Origin of the sequence: Stenotrophomonas sp. FR010 (assembly GCF_047520755.2) — a bacterium.
Taxonomy (GTDB): Bacteria; Pseudomonadota; Gammaproteobacteria; order Xanthomonadales; family Xanthomonadaceae; genus Stenotrophomonas; species Stenotrophomonas sepilia.
On record NZ_JAXBQT020000015.1, the window covers coordinates 75,795 to 94,601 of the forward strand.

Below are 18,807 nucleotides of genomic sequence, written 5' to 3' on the forward strand. Positions count from 1 at the left end.
GAGTGAACGAAGATCAAGCGTTCTGCAGTGCTAACGCCATCTGAACGCAGCAATCCGCTAGGGTGATGGAAATCGCGTAGTCAGGCCGCATATTGTTCCCATCTGCCGCCGGAGTAATCCATGTTCAGCAAAGACCTCGAACACACCATCGGCCAGTGCTACAAGCGCGCCCGTGAGGCCCGGCATGAGTTCATGACGGTCGAACACCTGCTGTTGGCACTGCTCGACAATCCGTCCGCCCAGGCCGTCCTGAAAGCCTGTGGTGCCGACGCCGAACGCCTGCGCCAGGAGCTGGAGCAGGCCATCGAGGCCTCAGTGTCGCGCCTGGCCGAAGATGACGGTCGCGATACCCAGCCGACCCTGGGCTTCCAGCGCGTGCTGCAGCGGGCCGTGTACCACGTGCAGTCCTCGGGCAAGAAGGAGGTCACCGGCGCCAACGTGCTGGTCGCCATCTTCGGCGAGAAGGACTCCCACGCCGTCTACTACCTCAACCAGCAGGATGTGACCCGGCTGGATGTGGTCAATTACCTGTCCCACGGCATCGCCAAGCTGGGCGAGGAAGGCGAGCAGCCGTCCTCCTCCTCCGACGGCGAGGGCCGCATGGAAGGCGGGGAGGGTGAGCCGAAGGCTGATGCCCTGACCGAGTTCGCCAGCAACCTCAACGAACAGGCCCGGTCCGGCCGCATCGATCCCCTGGTCGGTCGTGGTGACGAGATCGAGCGCACCATCCAGGTCCTGTGCCGTCGCCGCAAGAACAATCCGCTGTACGTGGGCGAGGCCGGCGTGGGCAAGACCGCCATCGCCGAGGGCCTGGCCCGCCGCATCGTCGAGGGCTCGGTGCCCGACGTGCTTGCCGACGCGGTGATCTATTCGCTCGACCTGGGCGCGCTGGTGGCCGGCACCAAGTACCGTGGCGACTTCGAGAAGCGCCTGAAGGGTGTGTTGACCGCGCTGAAGAAGGTGCCCAACGCAGTGCTGTTCATCGACGAGATCCACACCATCATCGGCGCCGGCTCGGCGTCGGGCGGCACCATGGATGCGTCCAACCTGATCAAGCCGGCCCTGGCCTCCGGCGAGCTGCGCTGCATCGGTTCGACCACTTTCCAGGAATACCGCGGCATCTTCGAGAAGGACCGGGCACTGGCCCGCCGCTTCCAGAAGATCGACATCGTCGAGCCGACCGTTGGCGAGACCTACGAGATCCTGCAGGGCCTGAAGTCCAAGTACGAGCTGCACCACGGCGTGACCTACTCCGACGAGGCGCTGCAGGCGGCGGTTGACCTGTCGGTGAAGCACATCGGCGACCGCCTGCTGCCGGACAAGGCCATCGACGTGATCGACGAGGCCGGTGCCCGCCAGCGCCTGCTGCCGGAAGGGCAGCGCAAGGAGCTGATCGACGTCGAGGAAGTGGAGGCGATCGTGGCCAAGATGGCGCGGATCCCGACCAAGCAGGTCAGTGCCACCGACAAGGACGTGCTGCAGCACCTGGAGCGCAACCTCAAGATGGTGATCTTCGGACAGGACCCGGCCATCGAGACGCTGTCCTCGGCAATCAAGCTGGCCCGTTCGGGCCTGGGCAATCCGGAAAAGCCGATCGGCAACTTCCTGTTCGCCGGCCCGACCGGTGTCGGCAAGACCGAGGTGACCAAGCAGCTGGCGCTGCAGCTGGGCATCGAGCTGGTCCGCTTCGACATGTCCGAATACATGGAGCCGCATTCGATCAGCCGCCTGATCGGTGCCCCTCCAGGCTACGTCGGCTTCGATCAGGGCGGCCTGCTGACCGAGAAGATCGTCAAGACGCCGCACTGCGTGCTGCTGCTGGACGAAATCGAGAAGGCGCACCCGGACATCTTCAACATCCTGTTGCAGGTGATGGATCGCGGCGTGCTGACCGATACCAACGGTCGCGAGGCCAACTTCAAGAACGTGGTGCTGGTGATGACCACCAATGCAGGTGCGGCGCAGGCCTCGCGGCGCTCTATCGGCTTCACCAAGCAGGACCACGCCACCGACGCGATGGAGACCATCCGCCGCAGCTTCACCCCGGAATTCCGCAACCGCCTCGACGCGGTGGTGCAGTTCCAGGCGCTGGGCTTCGAGCACATCCTGCGCGTAGTCGACAAGTTCCTGATCGAGCTGGAGATGCTGCTGCAGGACAAGCACGTCAGCCTGTCGGCCACGCCGACCGCGCGCGACTGGCTGGCCCACCACGGCTTCGACCCGCTGATGGGTGCGCGTCCGATGGCCCGCGTGATCCAGGACAGGATCAAGCGTCCGCTGGCCGACGAGCTGCTGTTCGGCAAGCTGGTCAACGGCGGCAAGGTGAGCATCGATGTGCGCGACGACGAACTGGTGGTCGAAACCCAGGCCGAACCGGAGCGCCTGCTGCCGGTCACGGTGGAATGAACTGACCCCCGGCCGGTTTCGGCGGACCTGAAATGACAAGGGCGGCTTCGGCCGCCCTTGTTGTACGCGACGTCAGCGGCTGCGCTGGCGGGCTTTCTTCTTGAAGGTGGCCTCGTCAACTGGTTCGATCTGCGACACGATGCAGCGGCTGGAATCGGTGTTCAGCTGGCTGCGGCCGGCAGCGCACAGCAGACCCTGCTGGCCGTCCGTAGCGAAGCTCAGTTTCCGCGAGTAGCCTGCCGCCGAGCAGTCGTCCTGGAAATGCACGACGTAGTGGTCCTGGCCATTGCGCAGCAGGATGTTGCGCGAGGCGCCGGCGCGCACCAGTTGCTGGTCGCTGCCCAGCTGGACGCAGTCACTGGAGGTGGAAAGAGTGTCGGCGGCGTGCACGGGCGCTGCGCTGGCGGACACGGCAAGGGCGACGAGCAGAGCGGTCAGCGGGAGCATGTTCATGGCGGGGCAGGGGGATGGCGATCCGGACTGGATCGGGTCCCACGATGCCGCCACGGATGCAGATGCGAATCTGCCGCAAGCAGGGCTGACCGACGTCACGGTGAGTTCGGTCACGATGACCTCCGGCAGGGCCGGATTGCAGGCATGACAAAAGGCCAGCAACCAGGGCTGGCCTTGTCGAAATGGCGCAGCGCGCCGACCGCTTACTTCATGCGGTAGGTGATACGACCCTTGGTCAGGTCGTACGGGGTCATTTCAACCTTGACCCGGTCACCGGTGAGGATGCGGATGTAGTTCTTGCGCATGCGGCCGGAGATGTGGGCGATGATTTCGTGCCCATTTTCCAGACGAACGCGGAAAGTGGTGTTCGGCAGCGTCTCGCTGACGGTGCCCTCGAACTCGATGGAATCGTCTTTCGACATGTAGTCCTGTGCGGTTCAGAAAACGGCCACGCTGGGCCTAAGGCGCGGTATTTTACGCGTGACCGGCCCAGCTTGCAAAGTTTGTGTTAACCGCCGGCCAAATGCTGGGCTGGCAAGCGTCCGACGGCCTGTGTCCACGAGCCTTCACGGCTGTCACGGCGCACGGCCTGGCGCACGTGCTGCAGGAATTCCGCGCGCGGCAGGTGTTCGGCGCCCATCCGCAGCAGGTGCGGATTTTCCACCTGGGCGTCGATCAGCTCCCAACCCCAGCCGTGAAGCGTGGACGCCAGTGCCGCCAGCGCGATCTTGGAACCACCGCTGGCGCCACTGAACATGCTCTCGCCGAAGAACATTGACCCGATGGCCACCCCGTAGATGCCGCCGACCAGCGACTGACGGTCCCAGACTTCGAAGGAATGGGCGAAGCCGAGGTCGTGCAACTGGCTGTAGGCCTCGACCATGGCCGGGCTGATCCAGGTGCCGTCCTGGCCGGGCCGAGGTGCCGCCGCACAGGCGCGCATCACCTGGCTGAAGGCGGTGTCCGCGCTGACCTCCCATGTACTGCTGCGCAGCTGGCGGCGGAAGCGGCTGGACAGGTGCACGCCGTCGGTGCGGAACACCATGCGCGGATCAGGCGACCACCACAGGATCGGCTCGCCCTGGCTGAACCACGGAAAGATGCCGCCTGCGTAGGCGTTGAGCAGACGCGCTGGATGCAGGTCACCACCCACCGCGAGCAGGCCGTCGGGCTGGCGCAGGGCGGTCTCGGCAGGAGGGAAGGGAGCGTCCGGCGCATCGGCCAGGCGCCAGGGCAGCTGGCGGGTCATGCCGGCATTGTAGTCGTCGCGGCCCCGCGCGAATGCCGTGGTAGATGCCAACGCTGGTTGGCTGGTCACCCGTCCGCGCGAAATGGGCTGTGCCCCAACAGCTCCTGCCGGTACCGCCGCACATCGCGCCGCTCCTGCCGGCACCACTCCTGCAGCGCCTCGGCGAAATCCGCGTCGGCCACCCAGTGCCGGCTGCGTACCAGCGTCGGCAGGAAGCCTCGCGCCAGTTTGTGCTCGCCCTGTGCGCCCGGCTCGAAACGGCTCAGCCCTTCGCGCAGGCAGTATTCGATGCCCTGGTAGTAGCAGGCTTCGAAATGCAGGCCGGGCAATGTGGCGCCACCCCAGTAGCGACCGTACAGCGTGTCACCACCGCGCAGGCAAAGTGCGCCGGCGATTGGCTGGCCTTCCTGCTCGGCCAGGAACAGCACCAGCCCACGTCCCAATGAAATGGCCAGATGGCGCAGGAAAGCCTCGGTCAGCGCCGGGGCATTGCCGTACTCAAGGAAGGTCTGCAGGTAGAAGCGATACATCGCCTGCAGGTCGGCGCGGCTGGCCTCGTCGCCATGCACCACGCGGAACGTGATGCCCTGGCGGGTGACCTTGGCCCGTTCCTGGCGGATGTTCTTGCGGTGCTTGTGGTTCATCGCGCCGAGGAACTGGTCGAATGTCGCCCAGTCACCCGGGTTCTGCCACTGGAACTGCACGTCCTCGCGCAGCAGCCAGTCATCGCCGAACAGCGCCTCGTCCGCTGCGGTGTGGAAATTGATATGGGCCGATGACACCTCCAGTGCTGGCAGTGCATCACGCAACACCGAAAGCAACGCGGTGCGATCTGAATCGTGACGGGCCAGCAGGCGCGGCCCGGTGACCGGCGAGTACGGCACCGCGCCCAGCCACTTCGGGTAGTAGTCGCGGCCATGGCGGGCATAGGCGTTGGCCCAGGCATGGTCGAACACGAATTCGCCGTGGGAGTTGGTCTTCAGGTAGCCCGGAATGGCGCCGATCAGGCGCTCGCCCTCCCACAGCGTGCAGTGCCGGGGCTGCCAGCCCCAGTCCTCGCGCAGGCAGCCGTGCTGTTCCAGGCCTGAGAGGAAGGCGTGGCTGACGAACGGGTTCTGGCCGTCGTGCAGGGCGTCCCAGTCCGTGGCGGGAATGGACTGCAGGGAGTCGAGGAAGCGGGGGGAGGGCATGGTTGGCAAGGATAGGCCAGGTGGATCACGAATGGTGTTGGCGGGGCTGGGTTGGTTTGTTTCGGTTGGAGGTGAGGAAAATTTGAATTCTCCATCCGTGTGCGCTGGGTTGCGGAATGCCTGAATTCGAAAGGACAGAGTGAGCTGCGCCGCTGGAGCGGTGCATTCACTCTTTGCATGGAGTAGCCAAAATGAACCAGAAGCTTCGCCTTGGATCCCTTTCTGTTCTGCTGTCTCTTGTGGGCGGCGGACTGTTGATCAGCCCCGCGCAGGCCGTTGACGCTCCTCGTGCGGTGGAGCAGGACACTGGGCTCGACATCCTCTTGACCCAGAAGGCACGCGACATTCTGGAGCGCGTTCGTCTTGTGGATGGCCAGGCGCGCAGTCGCCGGGTTGAGGTATCAGCAGATATCGCCAACGGTGTAGTGACCGTGGCGCTGGATCGGGTCTTCCTTCCTGCCGATTACGGGCCGTCGTTCGAGGATCAGCGAAGCGAGATCAGTTTTGGACTACTGCATTGGGCCGAGCAGGCGGCTCCGTTCAGTCGTGTCGTTTTTCTGTATGACGGGAAAGAGATCGAATACTACTTTCCTGAGATAAAGGCTGCGGACGATGCGGCGCGGGAAGCGGGGGAAGCGCTGCGGCGGACGCGTGGAACGCCTGGGTCCGGGATGGCGTTTGTCGCAGCCGGGCATGGGTATTTCTACAGCTACAAGGACAACCGGTGGGTGACCTCAAGGGATGAATGGAATGGCGTCTCCGAGGGGCTGTTGACTCCGTCGTACGCCGCAGACCTGAAGGCGATGATCGAGCAAAGGAGCCAAATGCCTGTCGTCCGTCCGCGCGTTCAGATCACGGGGACGACTCATCCGCCGAGTGGTGAGGAGTGGTGGACCATAGCTGCGCGCTACGCAATTGCGGAGCAGTATCCGGCCGAGACAAAGATATGGAATACGTACGCAGGCAGTACGCTTTGGGATCGGGAGGAGCGCGAAGACATCAATAGTCGGCCGCTTCTTGCAAACCATCACGGCGCTTAGGTGCCGATTCATCTGCACAGCAATGGAGAACCCACGGGGGCCGCGCGCGGTACTCGTGTGATCGTGCAACCTGGTAGGCCGATGGATGCTGCCCTTGCACAGAGCGTCCTGTGCTCTATGAAGGAGCTGATTCACTCGGTTCCGGTGTATGCCGATTTTGCGGTAGCCCCAGCTCCCCACGCTGAAAACAAAGGGGAGAATCGTGAGGCAAAGATGCCGTCAATCATTGTTGAGACGGCCTTTCATACCAATCCGGATGATGCCAAGGCCCTCCAGGATCCCGTCTTCCGCACCGCCTCCATGAAAGGCGTCGAGAAGGGCTATCGCCTGTGGGCACAGGGCAAGGCTTGTGAGCCTTTGATGCTCCACCCTATCCCCGATGTCGAGGTTCCGCTGCAGGCGATGCGCGAGCTGACAGTGGCTTTCGCGGGCAATCCCCAGTACCCCCTGGAGCTTGAAGTGGTCGTGGCAGATTGTGATCGGCCCGGATACTGCACGCCGTGGAAGGGCCGCTTTGAGGATCCGGATGCGCCGGTGAAGTTCGGAGTGAGCTGCTCATCCACGGAGCCCGGCTCAGTCCGCTGGAATGTCCTGATGCGCGATGCGGACGATGTCGTCGCGGCGCCGGTGGCGTTCACCCAGTCCTGTGTCCGGGCCTGAGTGGTGCCTGGAGCGGGTAGTGGGGTTGCGAAAACGGGCGCTTGCGCGCCCGTTTTCCTTAGTCGAGCATGGCTCGACTCTACAGAAGCAGGTTCGCTTCTCAGCTGGCCTTCCCCTGCGCGTCCAGGTAGCGCTCGGCGTCCAGTGCGGCCATGCAGCCGAAGCCGGCCGAGGTGATCGCCTGGCGGTAGTGCTGGTCGGCTACGTCGCCGGCGGCGAACACGCCTTCCACCGAGGTCTGGGTGGCGTTGCCGCCCAGGCCCGAGCGGATTTCCAGGTAGCCGTTGTTCATCGCCAGCTGGCCGTCGAACAGGGTCGTGTTCGGATGGTGGCCGATGGCCACGAAGAAACCGTGTGCGTCGATGTCGCGGGTGCTGCCGTCCAGGGTGGACTTCACGCGAACGCCGGTCACGCCGGCATCGTTGCCCAGCACTTCCTCCACCTGGTGGTGCCAGACGGTCTCGATCTTGCCTTCGGCGACCTTCCTGAACAGCTTGTCCTGCATGATCTTCTCCGCCTTCAGGGTGTCGCGGCGGTGGACCAGGTAGACCTTGCGGGCGATGTTGGACAGGTACAGCGCCTCTTCGACGGCGGTGTTGCCGCCGCCGACCACGACCACGTCCTGGTCGCGGTAGAAGAAGCCGTCACAGGTGGCGCAGGCGGAGACGCCGCGGCCCTTGAAGGTCTCTTCGGTCGGGATGCCCAGGTATTTGGCGGTGGCGCCAGTGGCGATGATCAGCGCGTCGCAGGTGTACTCGTGACTGTCGCCGATCAGCTTGAACGGGCGCTGCGACAGGTCGGCGGTGTGGATATGGTCGAAGATGACCTCGGTCTCGAAGCGCTCGGCGTGCGCCTGCATGCGCGCCATCAGGTCCGGGCCCATCAGGCCGTGGGCGTCACCCGGCCAGTTGTCCACCTCGGTGGTGGTCATCAGCTGGCCACCCTGCTGCAGGCCGGTGATGACGACCGGCTTCAGGTTGGCACGGGCGGCGTAGACGGCGGCGGTCCAACCGGCCGGGCCGGAACCGAGGATGACGAGGCGCTGGTGGCGGGAGGGCAGGCTGGTGCTCATGTAAACTCGCGAAAAGGTAGATGGGACAAGGCGCTGGCGATGTTTGCGCAGCATCCATGGCTGCTCATAGAGTGGCGGCTGGGGCAGGGCGATTCAAGCCGATGAACAGAACGCCGTCATCCAGCGGTGGTTCCGGGCCTCGGATTGCCTTGCCGGACGTCGCATAACTGAAAACTGACGCCGTCTCATTTATTATCAATCACTAACAGCGCATTCCAAAGGTATGGTCTAAGGTGGCGAAGCAGGTCCCTGAACGCTCCAAGTCGGACGACAGCAAGGCGTCACGTCGCACGGCCGCGGCGGCGACGACCGACAATCCACGCCGCCAGCGCCTCTGGCGCGATCTGGGCCTGATCGCCATCGCGCCGGCCCTGCTGTACCTGGCGGCCAGTCTGTTCACCTATTCAGCCACGGATCCGGGCTGGTCGCATACCGGCAGCGTGGTCGCGCCGGTGCATAACCTCGGCGGCCGCGCCGGGGCCTGGATTGCCGACGTGCTGCTGCAGCTGTTCGGCTACATCGCTTTCCTGTTGCCGGTGGTGCTCGGCGCACTGGCGTGGATCGCCATGTTCGGCCTCAAGCGCGAGAGCAAGGGCGAGAACGATCTGGACCCGGCGCTGCGCCTGGTCGGTCTGGTCGGTTTCCTGATCGCCGGCACCGGCTTCCTGCACGTGCGCCTGTTCAGTGGCGATGTCGCCAGTGCCGGCGGCATTCTCGGCAAGCTGGTGGGCAATTCGCTCACGGTGGGCTTCGGCGCGCTGGGGGCGAACCTGTTCGTGCTGGTATTGCTGCTGGCCTCGATCACCCTGGCCACCGGGCTGTCCTGGTTCACGGTGATGGAGAAGATCGGCCGTGGCGTGATGTCGCTGGCACCGTTGCTGGAACGCAAGAAGGAAGAAGTCAGCGAGTGGAAGCAGACCCGGGTGATGCGCGAGGAGCGCCAGGAAGTGCGCAAGGCCGACGCCGAGGTGCGCGCCAAGCGCGAGCCGGTGAAGATCGAGCCGCGCCCGGAGCCGGTGATCGAGAAGAGTGATCGTGCCAAGCGCGATACCCAGATTCCGATGTTCCGTGGCGTCAACGGCGATGGTTCCGACCTGCCGCCGCTGGCGCTGCTGGATGATCCCAAGCCACAGCCGAAGGGCTACGACGAAGAAACGCTGGAAACGCTGTCGCGGCAGATCGAGTTCAAGCTGAAGGACTTCCGCATCGATGCGCAGGTGGTCGGCGCCAACCCAGGCCCGGTCATCACCCGCTTCGAGATCGAGCCGGCACCGGGCATCAAGGTCAGCCAGATCAGTTCGCTGGACAAGGACATCGCGCGCGGCCTGTCGGTGAAGTCGGTGCGCGTGGTCGACGTCATCCCGGGCAAGTCGGTGATCGGCCTGGAAATTCCCAACGTCACCCGCGAGATGATCTTCCTGTCCGAGCTGCTGCGCTCGAAGGAATATGACAAATCGGCCAGCGTGCTGACCCTGGCGCTGGGCAAGGACATCGCCGGCCGCCCGACCGTGGCCGACCTGGCGCGCATGCCGCACCTGCTGGTGGCCGGTACGACCGGTTCGGGCAAGTCGGTGGCGGTCAACGCGATGGTGCTGAGCCTGTTGTTCAAGGCCTCGCCGAAAGACCTGCGGATGCTGATGATCGACCCGAAGATGCTCGAGCTGAGCGTCTACCAGGGCATTCCGCACCTGCTGGCGCCGGTGGTCACCGACATGAAGGAGGCCGCCAACGGCCTGCGCTGGTGCGTGGCCGAGATGGAGCGCCGCTACAAGCTGATGAGCGCGGTGGGCGTGCGCAACCTGGCCGGCTTCAACAAGAAGGTGAAGGAAGCCCAGGACGCCGGCCAGCCGCTGATGGATCCGCTGTTCAAGCCGAACCCGGAGCTGGGCGAGGCGCCGCGTCCGCTGGAAACGCTGCCGTTCATCGTCATCTTCATCGACGAATTCGCCGACATGATGATGATCGTCGGCAAGAAGGTGGAAGAGCTGATCGCGCGCCTGGCACAGAAGGCGCGTGCGGCTGGCATCCACCTGATCCTGGCCACGCAGCGCCCGTCGGTGGATGTGATCACCGGCCTGATCAAGGCCAACATCCCGACCCGCATCGCCTTCCAGGTCAGCTCCAAGATCGACTCGCGCACCATTCTCGACCAGTCTGGCGCGGAGACCCTGCTGGGCCACGGCGACATGCTGTACCTGCCGCCGGGCACCGCGCTGCCCGAGCGCGTGCATGGTGCGTTCGTGTCCGACGACGAAGTACATCGCGTGGTCGAGCACCTCAAGGCGATGGGCCCGGCCGACTATGTCGACGGCGTGCTGGACGAAGTGCAGACGATGGGCGACGGCGTGGTCGTCGGCGCCACTGGCCTGCCCGAGACCAGTGCGGCCGGCGACGAGTCCGACCCGCTGTATGACGAAGCGCTGCGGGTGGTCACCGAGACCCGCCGTGCCTCGATTTCCGGCGTGCAGCGCCGGCTGAAGATCGGCTACAACCGTGCAGCGCGACTGATCGAGGCCATGGAAGCGGCCGGCGTGGTCAGCCCGCCCGAGCACAACGGCGACCGCACGGTGCTGGCACCGCCGCCGCCGAAGTAAGACCCGACGTATCCCCCACGACGTCCAAGGAACCGACGCATGCTTCACCCCGTACCAAGCGCGCTGGCGCTGGCGCTGGCTGCCCTGATGGCTGCCGGCCCGGCACTGGCAGAAACCGCCACCTCCGCGCCCGCCACGGCGCCGCCATCCACCAGCGGCGATACCGAAGCCAGCAATAATTTCAGCATTGTCCGTTACCGCGCCGACTACCAGGTGCGGCCGGATGCGGGCAATGTGCAGACCGAAACCTACGAAGTCCTGCTCAAGACCAAGGCCTCCGTCGAGCAGTTCAGCCAGGTGCGGCTGAGCTACAGCGAGAAGATGGAAACGCTGGAAGTGCTTGGCGCCTACACCATCACTGCCGACGGCCAGCGCCGCGACGTTCCGGCCGACCGCATCTACACGCAGGAGAGCTACTCCAGCGCTTCGGCGGCGATGTATGCCGACCGCAAGGTGCGGGTGATCGTGTTCCCGAACCTGGCCCCGGGCACGCGCCTGTACTACCAGGTGCGCCGCACCCAGGCCACGCCGTACTTCCCGGGCTATTTCGGCCTGTGGGAGACCTTCAACGTGTTCACCGAGTACGAGGACGCCGAGGTCACCCTGAGTGCGCCGGCCAACCTGCCGATGTTCGTCGACAGCCGCGGCGTGCAGGGCAGTGACCGGCCGACAGTGAAGAATGGCCAGGCGCAATGGCGCTGGCGCTACCAGCGCCGCGAGGCGATGCCGGCGCAGAACTGGTCGGCGGCGGGCTGGGAGTTCGGCCCGAACATCATGGCCAGCACGTATCGTGACTGGTCGCAGATGGGGCGCGCCTACCAGCTCAAGGCGGGCCCGGCGGCCCAGGTGACCCCGGCGCTGCAGGCGCTCGCTGATGAGATCACCGCCGGCATCAGCGACCGCCGCGAACAGGCTGATGCGCTGTATCGCTGGGTCGCGCAGAACATCCGCTATGTGGCGGTGTACCTGGGCAACGGTGGCCTGGAGCCGAACAGCGCGCAGAGCATCCTCGACAATCACTATGGTGACTGCAAGGACCACGTGACGATCCTCGAGGCGCTGCTGGCGGCCAAGGGTATCGCCAGCTCGCCGGTGTTGATCGGTGCGGGGGGCGGCCCGACGCTGCCGAGGATTCCGGTGCTGGGCCGCTTCAACCACGCCATCACCTACATCCCCGAATTCGATCTGTACCTCGATTCGACCACCGCGTGGGCGCGCTTCGGCCAGCTGCCGGAAGGTGACCTGGGTGCGCCGGTGATGCGCACCCGCGACGCCACGCTGGCGCGTACCCCGGCCAACACGCCGGAGCGTAACGCCACCTCGATGGAAGTGCGTTTCACCTTCGACGCCAACGGCAACCTGCGCGGCGAGACGATCCCGAAGCTGGGCGAGAACGCCGAGATCGGCATGCGCGCGCAGTTCTCACAGCTCAACGCGCAGAACCGTGCGCGCGCTGAGGAGCAGATCATGGCCGCCTCAGGATTCGATGGGCGAGGGCAGCTGCAGATCCAGGGCGTACCGGTCGACCTGACCCGGCCGTTCGGCTACCGCATGGCCTTCCAGGCCGAGGACTACGCCGACTTCAGCGTGGCCGGCGGCATGGCCGTGCCGGACCCGCCGGGTGGCGAGTCGGTGCGTGGCTTGTACGCCACCGCCTCGGCGCCGGCCAACGAGACGCCTTTCTACTGCAATGCCAGCCTGCGCGAGGAAACCTATCGCCTGCAGTTCCCGGCCAATGCGCCGATCATCGCCATTCCGGCCAGCCAGCGCTTTACCAATGCCGCTGGCGAATACCGGGTGGACTGGAGCCGCGAGGGCCAGGAGGTGATCGTGCACCACCGCTTGCAGCAGAACGCGGTGCGTGGCCCCGAGGCGCTGTGCCAGCCGCAGGACTATCCGGCGTTCCGCGCGCTGTACCGCGAAGTGCGTCGCGGCTTCCGCGGCCAGGTGCTGTACGGCAAGCTGCCGGCATCTGACGGCTGAATCGCCGATGGACGTTCAGGGCGGCATAATGTCGCCCTGATCGCCCATTCATCTTCCCCCGGGCACACTGGCAACCACCTTTCCTGGCGCCCGCGCCCACAGGATTTCCGCATGAACTTCCGCTTCCGCCGTTTCCTTGCCACGACTACCCTGGCCGTCGCCTGTGCCGCTGCCGGCAGTGCCTGGGCCGGTGCCCGCGATGACCTGAAGACTTTCACCAGTGGCCTGAAGGGCCTGGATGGCCAGTTCAGCCAGCAGGTGTTCGACAGCCGCGGCAAGGTGAAGGAATCGACCAGTGGCCGCGTGGCCCTGTCGGCGCCGCGCCTGTTCCGCTGGGAATACGTGCGCCCGCACGAACAGCTGATCGTGGCTGACGGCAGGAAGGTCTGGATGTACGAGCCGGACCTGGAGCAGGTCACCGTGCGCGAGCAGGGCAAGGAAGAGCAGAACAGCCCGCTGACTGCGCTGATCAACCCGGCGCTGCTGGAACAGCAGTACGACGTCAGTGAAGAGGCTGCGCAGCGTGATGGCCTGCAGTGGCTGTCGCTGTCGCCGAAGCGCGAGACCGAAGCCAGCTTCCAGTACGCCGCGCTGGGCTTCAATGCCCAGGGCCTGGCCAAGATGGAGATCACCGACGCGGTCGGACAGCGCACCGTGATCAGCTTCAGTGGCTGGAAGCGCAATCCAGGCTTTGCTGCCGGCACCTTCAGCTTCACCCCGCCGAAGGGCACGGACGTCATCGGTAATTGACCGAGGATGCCGGGCATGACCCGGCGCCACCTGCTCCGGTGGGTGTCAACCGGCACCGCCTTGGTGGGTGTCAACCTTGGTTGACGCAATTTTGATCTGCCGGCCAGCGGCCGGCACTACCGGAATCGTCGTCACCTTGTCGCGGTACAATGTGCGGGTGGCAAGACATCGTTCAACTTCCTTCCCCGGCCCCGATCTGCTGAGCGTTGATCGGGAACATCTGCGCCCGCTGGCCGAGCGCATGCGCCCGCGCATCCTCGACGAAATGGTCGGGCAAAAGCGCCTGCTGGCGCCGGACAGCGCGCTGCGTCGCGCGGTCGAATCCGGGCGCGTGCATTCGATGATCCTGTGGGGCCCGCCGGGCTGCGGCAAGACCACGCTGTCACTGCTGCTGGCCGAGTACTCCGATGCCGAGTTCCGTGCCATCTCCGCCGTGCTGTCCGGCTTGCCGGAAGTGCGCCAGGTGCTGGCCGAGGCTGCGCAACGGTTCGCCGAGGGCAGGCGCACCGTGCTGTTCGTGGACGAGGTGCATCGCTTCAACAAGGCGCAGCAGGATGCCTTCCTGCCGCACATCGAGCGCGGCACGATCCTGTTCGTCGGTGCCACCACCGAGAATCCGTCGTTCGAGCTGAACTCGGCGCTGCTGTCGCGTTGCCGCGTACATGTGCTGGAAGCGGTATCGCCAACCGATATCGTCGAGGCGCTGGAACGCGCGCTGGGCGACCGCGAACGCGGCCTGGGCGAGGAGGGTATCGAGGTTGCGCCCGAGCTGCTGCTGGAAATCGCCACTGCCGCTGATGGTGACGTGCGCCGCGCACTGACCCTTCTTGAAATCGCCGCCGAACTGGCGGGTGGGGAAGGGGGTCGCATCACCCCGCAGACCCTGACCCAGGTGCTGGCCGATCGTACCCGCCGCTTCGACAAGGGCGGCGAGCAGTTCTACGACCAGATCTCAGCGCTGCACAAGTCGGTACGCAGTTCCAATCCGGATGCCGCGCTGTACTGGCTGACCCGCATGCTCGATGGCGGTTGCGATCCATCCTACCTGGCACGTCGACTGACCCGCATGGCGATCGAGGACATCGGCCTGGCCGATCCGCGCGCGCAGAGCATGGCGCTGGAAGCCTGGGACATCTACGAGCGGCTCGGCAGCCCGGAAGGCGAGCTCGCGTTCGCCCAGCTGGTGCTGTACCTGGCCAGCACCGCCAAGTCGAACGCGGGCTATGCCGCGTTCAACCAGGCCAAGGCCGACGTGCGCCAGAGCGGTACCGAAGAGGTGCCGTTGCATCTGCGCAATGCGCCAACCAAGCTGATGAAGGAGCTGGGCTACGGCGCCGAATACCAGTACGACCACGATGCCGAGGGGGGCATCGCGCTGGACCAGACCGGTTTCCCGGATGCGATGGGCGAACGGGTGTACTACAACCCGGTGCCGCGGGGCCTGGAGATCAAGCTGAAGGAAAAGCTTGATCGGCTGCGCGCCGAACGTGAGGCGGCGAGGGCCGCGAAGGGCCGTTGAGCTGGCTTATGTAGCATCGAGCGATGCTCGACTCCGCTCTGGACCGACCCAGCAGCACCTGCGGAAACAGCAGCCGGGCATGGCTCGGCGCTACAGGGGTAATGGCAGTCGAGTGTGGTTCGTCACCACATTGTCCTGCGGGCGCTCCTTTGGCACACTGCGCGGCTGCTTTTTCAAGGATTGATGCCGTGCAGGAAATGATTCTGCCGTTGAAGCGTTATGCCCAGTTCGAGGGTCGTGCCAACCGTCGCGAGTACTGGATGTTCCAGCTGTTCCTGTTGATCGTCTCCGCCGTGCTGATGGTGCCGCTCATCGCCGGGCTGGTGATGCAGTCCGACGTGCTGGGCATCGCGTCGATCATCCTGTTCGTCGTGTTCTGGCTGGCCACGTTCGTGCCGGTCATCGCCGTCACCGTGCGCCGACTGCACGACTGCAACCAGTCGGGCTGGATGTACCTGCTGGCCTTCGTTCCGTTCGGTGGCCTGGTGATCTTCGTGTTCGCGCTGCTGCCAGGTACACCGCAGGAGAACGTCTACGGCCCGGCGCCTGCGGGGCCGTGAGACTGCGTGAGTCGAGCATGGCTCGACTTCTACAGGGCGGGAAAACGAAGCCGGCGTTTCGCCGGCTTCTTTCTTACTTGATGCTGCAGTCGCCGAAGGAAAGGTAGTCCGTTCCCGAGCTGAACTGCAGCGTGCAGCTTGCGGTGAAAGTCGCGCCTTCTTCCAGCGCGCCCAGCTTGGCCGCCTGGTGCTCGTCGTCGCTGGTCAGCCGGGCCAGGACATTGCCCTGGTCGTCGCCGGCCTCGATCAGCGGCTCGCCCGCCAGGTTGCTGGAGACGCCCAGGGCAACGGCAGTGAATGTCACCGTCTGGTTGAGTTCTTCCATGCCCAGTGACGAATTGCCGGCCTCTTCAAAGGCCTGGTAGAGCGTTGGCAGATCCTGTGCGGCATGGGCGGCCAGCGGTGCAAGCAGGCCGAGGGAAAGGGCGATCAAGGCGGTGCGCTTCAAGGTGTTCTCGCAGTCACGGGATTCATTCCCGTGGATGGTGGTCAGTAGATCCACGCCATGCGTGGATGGGTTTGGCAAAGGACAGGGCGCGGCCGGCGACTCGATTGCCCATCCATCCGCAGCCCTGCGAGGGAAGGGCGCTCCTGCGCCCCGCTGCCCGGCAAAATAGTGGATCCGGTGTTTCCGGCGCAACCGGGAAAATGAATGCATCGCGCGCGTGATACACAGCGTGACGTTTGATCGATGTGATAATCATTCGCGTTTAAGGTAGACTGCGGTCCCCTGAGAACCGGCGGCCTTGGCCGCTCCTGCCGCCACTGATGAAGCTTTTCGTCCTGCCTTCGCGCCGTGGCCCATTGGCCCGCGGCCTGGCTGCCATGATGATGGGTCTGCTCCTGGCCACTCCTTACGCCCATGCGCAGCAGCGCAATCCGCTGCAGAAGATCGGCCACACCGTGCTGGACGAGCCGGCGGCCAGCTATCGCTTTGAACGTTTCGTGGTGGACAGCCCGGACCAGCAGCGCCGTTGGCGGGTGAACCTGGCGATTCCGGCCAGGGCCGGCAAGACCCCATCCCCGGTGCTGTACGCGCTGGATGGCAATGCCGTGGCCATGGTGCTGGACCAGCCGCTGCTGGCCGAGCTTGCTGCGCGCAAGGCACCGCCGGTACTGGTGCTGATCGGCTACGACAACGACCTGCGCATCGATTCCAGGGCGCGTACCCGCGACTACACCGCGTGGATCGACCGTGCCGACGACGGGAGCGGCACGACCCAGGCCGTCGGCGGCGGCGCTGCGGCTTTCCTGGATGTGATCGAGCGCCGCATCAAGCCGGAAGTCGAGCGTCGCGCACGCATCGATACGCGGCAGCAGGCGCTGTGGGGGCATTCGCTGGGTGGGTTGTTCGTACTCAATGCGCTGTACACGCGTCCGGCTGCGTTCCAGTCCTATCTGGCGGCCAGCCCGTCGCTGTGGTGGAGCCAGGGCGCGGCGCTGGGTGATCCGGAGCAGCAGTTCGTGCAGAACGTGCACGGCCAGCCGGCCAAGCTCTGGCTGATGCTGGGCGGCGCCGAGCGCGTCGGTGATCGCGGCAAGCGCGATATGAGCAACCCGCGCGTGGTTGCGCACCTGCGCCGGATCAGTGGCGCCACCCCGGATGCGGCGATGCAGTTGTCCGAGCGGCTGGGCAAGGTGCCGGGCCTGAGCGTGCAGTACCGCGAGTTCGATGGCCTCGGCCACGGCCCGATGCTGCCGGCATCGTTCCACGCTGCGCTGCATGAGCTGTACGGCGTGACTGACCGCAGCGCCGGCGATGGCGTGCCCAATGGCGGTGACAGCGCCGCCGAGTGAATCCCTTCGCACGCGATGCCGTGCGACCCCACTACCCAGGCGAGGCTGCCGATGTGCAGCGGCCCAGGCAACCGATGAATCCCGCGCCACGTGGCGCGGCCTACGTGTGCAAGGAGCCTGCCATGTCGTTCCGTCCGTCTTTCCGTCTCACCTCTCTCGCCGCCGGTCTGCTGCTGGCGGTGACCGCCACCGCCCAGCCGGTGTTCGATCAGCCGGCCAACGCCACTTTCAAGGGTGAGGTCGTCTCGCGCGGTGAGAACGTGGTTCCCGGCAGCACTGCCGATGTGGTTGGTCGTGGCTTCGTGCCGGGCCAGAAGGTCAGCCTGCTGCGTGGCGACAGCGTGCTCAACACGCAGCCGCTGGTGGTCGATGCCGACGGCAACTTCAAGACCCAGCTGAGCATTCCGGCCGATGCGGTGCCGGGCACCCACCCAGTGGTGGTGCGCGAGCCAGCCGGCTGCGGCCACGGTGCTGAAGCTGCGCGTGTCGCCGCAGCTGCCGCTGTCCGGCCAGGCGCAGTTCGCCACCCAGTCCAACAAGCTGGTGCCGGGGCTGTATCAGTCCGCTTACAGCGCCGCCAGCAACGCGGTGTTCGTCACCTCGGCGGTGGGCCGTCCGCCGGTGACCCAGTCGCAGTTGCTGAAGCTGGATCCGAAGTCGCTGAAGGTGATCAAGGCGATCACCCCGGCGCAGGTGCCGGGCAGCACCAACGGCGCGGTCTATGCGGTCTACGGTGTGGGCGTGGATGACGCCAATGGCAATGTCTGGGTCACCAATACCCGGCAGAACTCGATTGCGGTCTACCGCCAGAAGGACCTCTCGCTGGTCCACCAGTTCCCCGTCGACACCGTGCCGCATGCGCGCGACGTGGTGGTCGACGGCACCCACGGCAAGGTGTTCGCTTCGGCCACGGGTGAGGACCACCTGTCGGTGTTCGATGCGAAGACGTTCAAGGAACTGCCGCAGGTGACGCTGGAGTCCGGCGTGGATGATGGCAAGTTCACCCCGATGAGCCTGGTGCTGGACGAGAAGGGCGGCAAGCTGTTCACCGTCAGCATCGGCACGCCGGAAGCGGCGGTGATCGATGTCGCCAGCGGCAAGGTCGACAAGGTCATCGACCTGGGCAATTCGATCAGCGCCTCTGGCGTGGCCTTCGACGCAGCACGCAACCGCCTGTACGTGGCCTCGCAGGGCACCGACAACCTGCTGATCGTCGATGTGGCTTCCGGCAAGGTGCTGCATGACGTGCCGGTCGGCGCCGGCGCGCTGAACGTCGCCTTCGATGCTGCCTCCGGCCTGGCCTATGTCAGCAATCGTGGCGCCGGTACGGTCACGGTGGTGAACGGCGACGGCAAGGTGGTGGCCAACCTCGATGGCGGCACCCTTCCGAACCATGTGCGTGCCGACGGCAAGGGCAACGTGTTCGCGGTGAACAAGTCACGTGGCACCGAAGATCCGAAGGGTGACCGCATCACCCGCATCACCCCGAAGCAGTAAGTCACAGGGCAGGGCGGCGTGCGCGTCGCCCTGCCAG

General features: G+C 65.4%; 15 protein-coding genes and 1 pseudogene. 10 read left to right on the top strand and 6 right to left on the bottom strand.

Translation table 11 applies throughout. The features are described 5' to 3' along the window. The first annotated feature begins 120 nt into the window (after positions 1–120). Complete coding sequence (gene clpA, locus ACM0PK_RS14715; RefSeq protein ID WP_414607328.1) at positions 121–2,406, top strand: ATP-dependent Clp protease ATP-binding subunit ClpA; 2,286 nt, start codon at positions 121–123, stop codon at positions 2,404–2,406. A 72-nt stretch (positions 2,407–2,478) separates the two neighbouring features. On the opposite strand, the gene ACM0PK_RS14720 is transcribed toward clpA, so the two are convergent. The 4 genes from ACM0PK_RS14720 to ACM0PK_RS14735 form a co-directional block, all read right to left on the bottom strand. Then, positions 2,479–2,973 (bottom strand): hypothetical protein, encoded by a 495-nt coding sequence (locus ACM0PK_RS14720; RefSeq protein ID WP_414607329.1) that lies wholly within the window; start codon positions 2,971–2,973, stop codon positions 2,479–2,481. An 89-nt stretch (positions 2,974–3,062) separates the two neighbouring features. Beyond that, positions 3,063–3,281 carry a translation initiation factor IF-1 gene (gene infA / locus ACM0PK_RS14725; protein WP_005409596.1) on the bottom strand — a complete coding sequence of 73 codons (219 nt, stop codon included), beginning with the start codon at positions 3,279–3,281 and terminating at the stop codon, positions 3,063–3,065. Between the two features lie 86 nt (positions 3,282–3,367). After that, positions 3,368–4,108 (bottom strand): leucyl/phenylalanyl-tRNA--protein transferase, encoded by a 741-nt coding sequence (aat, locus tag ACM0PK_RS14730; protein WP_164229454.1) that lies wholly within the window; start codon positions 4,106–4,108, stop codon positions 3,368–3,370. A gap of 65 nt (positions 4,109–4,173) precedes the next feature. Next, positions 4,174–5,298: a GNAT family N-acetyltransferase gene (locus ACM0PK_RS14735; RefSeq protein WP_065196735.1), complete on the bottom strand. Its 1,125-nt coding sequence runs from the start codon at positions 5,296–5,298 to the stop codon at positions 4,174–4,176. A 191-nt stretch (positions 5,299–5,489) separates the two neighbouring features. Between ACM0PK_RS14735 and ACM0PK_RS14740 the strand changes: the two genes are divergently transcribed. After that, on the top strand, positions 5,490–6,338 hold the full coding sequence (locus ACM0PK_RS14740) for a hypothetical protein (RefSeq protein WP_414607330.1): 849 nt from the start codon (positions 5,490–5,492) through the stop codon (positions 6,336–6,338). Continuing rightward, on the top strand, positions 6,339–6,998 hold the full coding sequence (locus ACM0PK_RS14745) for an N-acetylmuramoyl-L-alanine amidase family protein (protein WP_414607331.1): 660 nt from the start codon (positions 6,339–6,341) through the stop codon (positions 6,996–6,998). It begins immediately after the preceding gene. A 100-nt stretch (positions 6,999–7,098) separates the two neighbouring features. Here the strand turns inward: ACM0PK_RS14745 and trxB are convergent, their stop codons facing one another. Then, on the bottom strand, positions 7,099–8,070 hold the full coding sequence (trxB, locus tag ACM0PK_RS14750; protein ID WP_005416486.1) for a thioredoxin-disulfide reductase: 972 nt from the start codon (positions 8,068–8,070) through the stop codon (positions 7,099–7,101). A 233-nt stretch (positions 8,071–8,303) separates the two neighbouring features. Here trxB and ACM0PK_RS14755 point away from each other — a divergent pair, with 233 nt between their 5' ends. From ACM0PK_RS14755 to ACM0PK_RS14775, 5 genes are all read left to right on the top strand, one after another. Further along, entirely contained in the window at positions 8,304–10,664 is a 2,361-nt protein-coding gene (locus tag ACM0PK_RS14755; RefSeq protein ID WP_005416487.1) for a DNA translocase FtsK, read from the top strand. Between the two features lie 39 nt (positions 10,665–10,703). After that, positions 10,704–12,647 (top strand): DUF3857 domain-containing protein, encoded by a 1,944-nt coding sequence (locus ACM0PK_RS14760; protein ID WP_065184880.1) that lies wholly within the window; start codon positions 10,704–10,706, stop codon positions 12,645–12,647. Between the two features lie 111 nt (positions 12,648–12,758). Next, positions 12,759–13,397, top strand: a complete 639-nt coding sequence (gene lolA / locus ACM0PK_RS14765; RefSeq protein WP_005416489.1) for an outer membrane lipoprotein periplasmic chaperone LolA — start codon at positions 12,759–12,761, stop codon at positions 13,395–13,397. 241 nt (positions 13,398–13,638) lie between these two features. After that, positions 13,639–14,916, top strand: a complete 1,278-nt coding sequence (locus tag ACM0PK_RS14770; RefSeq protein ID WP_414607332.1) for a replication-associated recombination protein A — start codon at positions 13,639–13,641, stop codon at positions 14,914–14,916. A 188-nt stretch (positions 14,917–15,104) separates the two neighbouring features. Further along, positions 15,105–15,476: a DUF805 domain-containing protein gene (locus ACM0PK_RS14775; protein WP_164229451.1), complete on the top strand. Its 372-nt coding sequence runs from the start codon at positions 15,105–15,107 to the stop codon at positions 15,474–15,476. 73 nt (positions 15,477–15,549) lie between these two features. On the opposite strand, the gene ACM0PK_RS14780 is transcribed toward ACM0PK_RS14775, so the two are convergent. Continuing rightward, the gene (locus ACM0PK_RS14780; RefSeq protein ID WP_005416493.1) at positions 15,550–15,924 is read right to left on the bottom strand and encodes a hypothetical protein; all 375 of its coding nucleotides are present in this window, start codon (positions 15,922–15,924) and stop codon (positions 15,550–15,552) included. Between the two features lie 320 nt (positions 15,925–16,244). Here ACM0PK_RS14780 and ACM0PK_RS14785 point away from each other — a divergent pair, with 320 nt between their 5' ends. Both ACM0PK_RS14785 and ACM0PK_RS14790 read left to right on the top strand, forming a co-directional pair. Further along, a complete protein-coding gene (locus ACM0PK_RS14785) occupies positions 16,245–17,273 on the top strand; it encodes an alpha/beta hydrolase (RefSeq protein ID WP_414607333.1) in 1,029 nt (342 codons plus the stop codon). A gap of 122 nt (positions 17,274–17,395) precedes the next feature. Then, a pseudogene (locus ACM0PK_RS14790) lies at positions 17,396–18,770 on the top strand (YncE family protein). Positions 18,771–18,807: the final 37 nt, after the last annotated feature.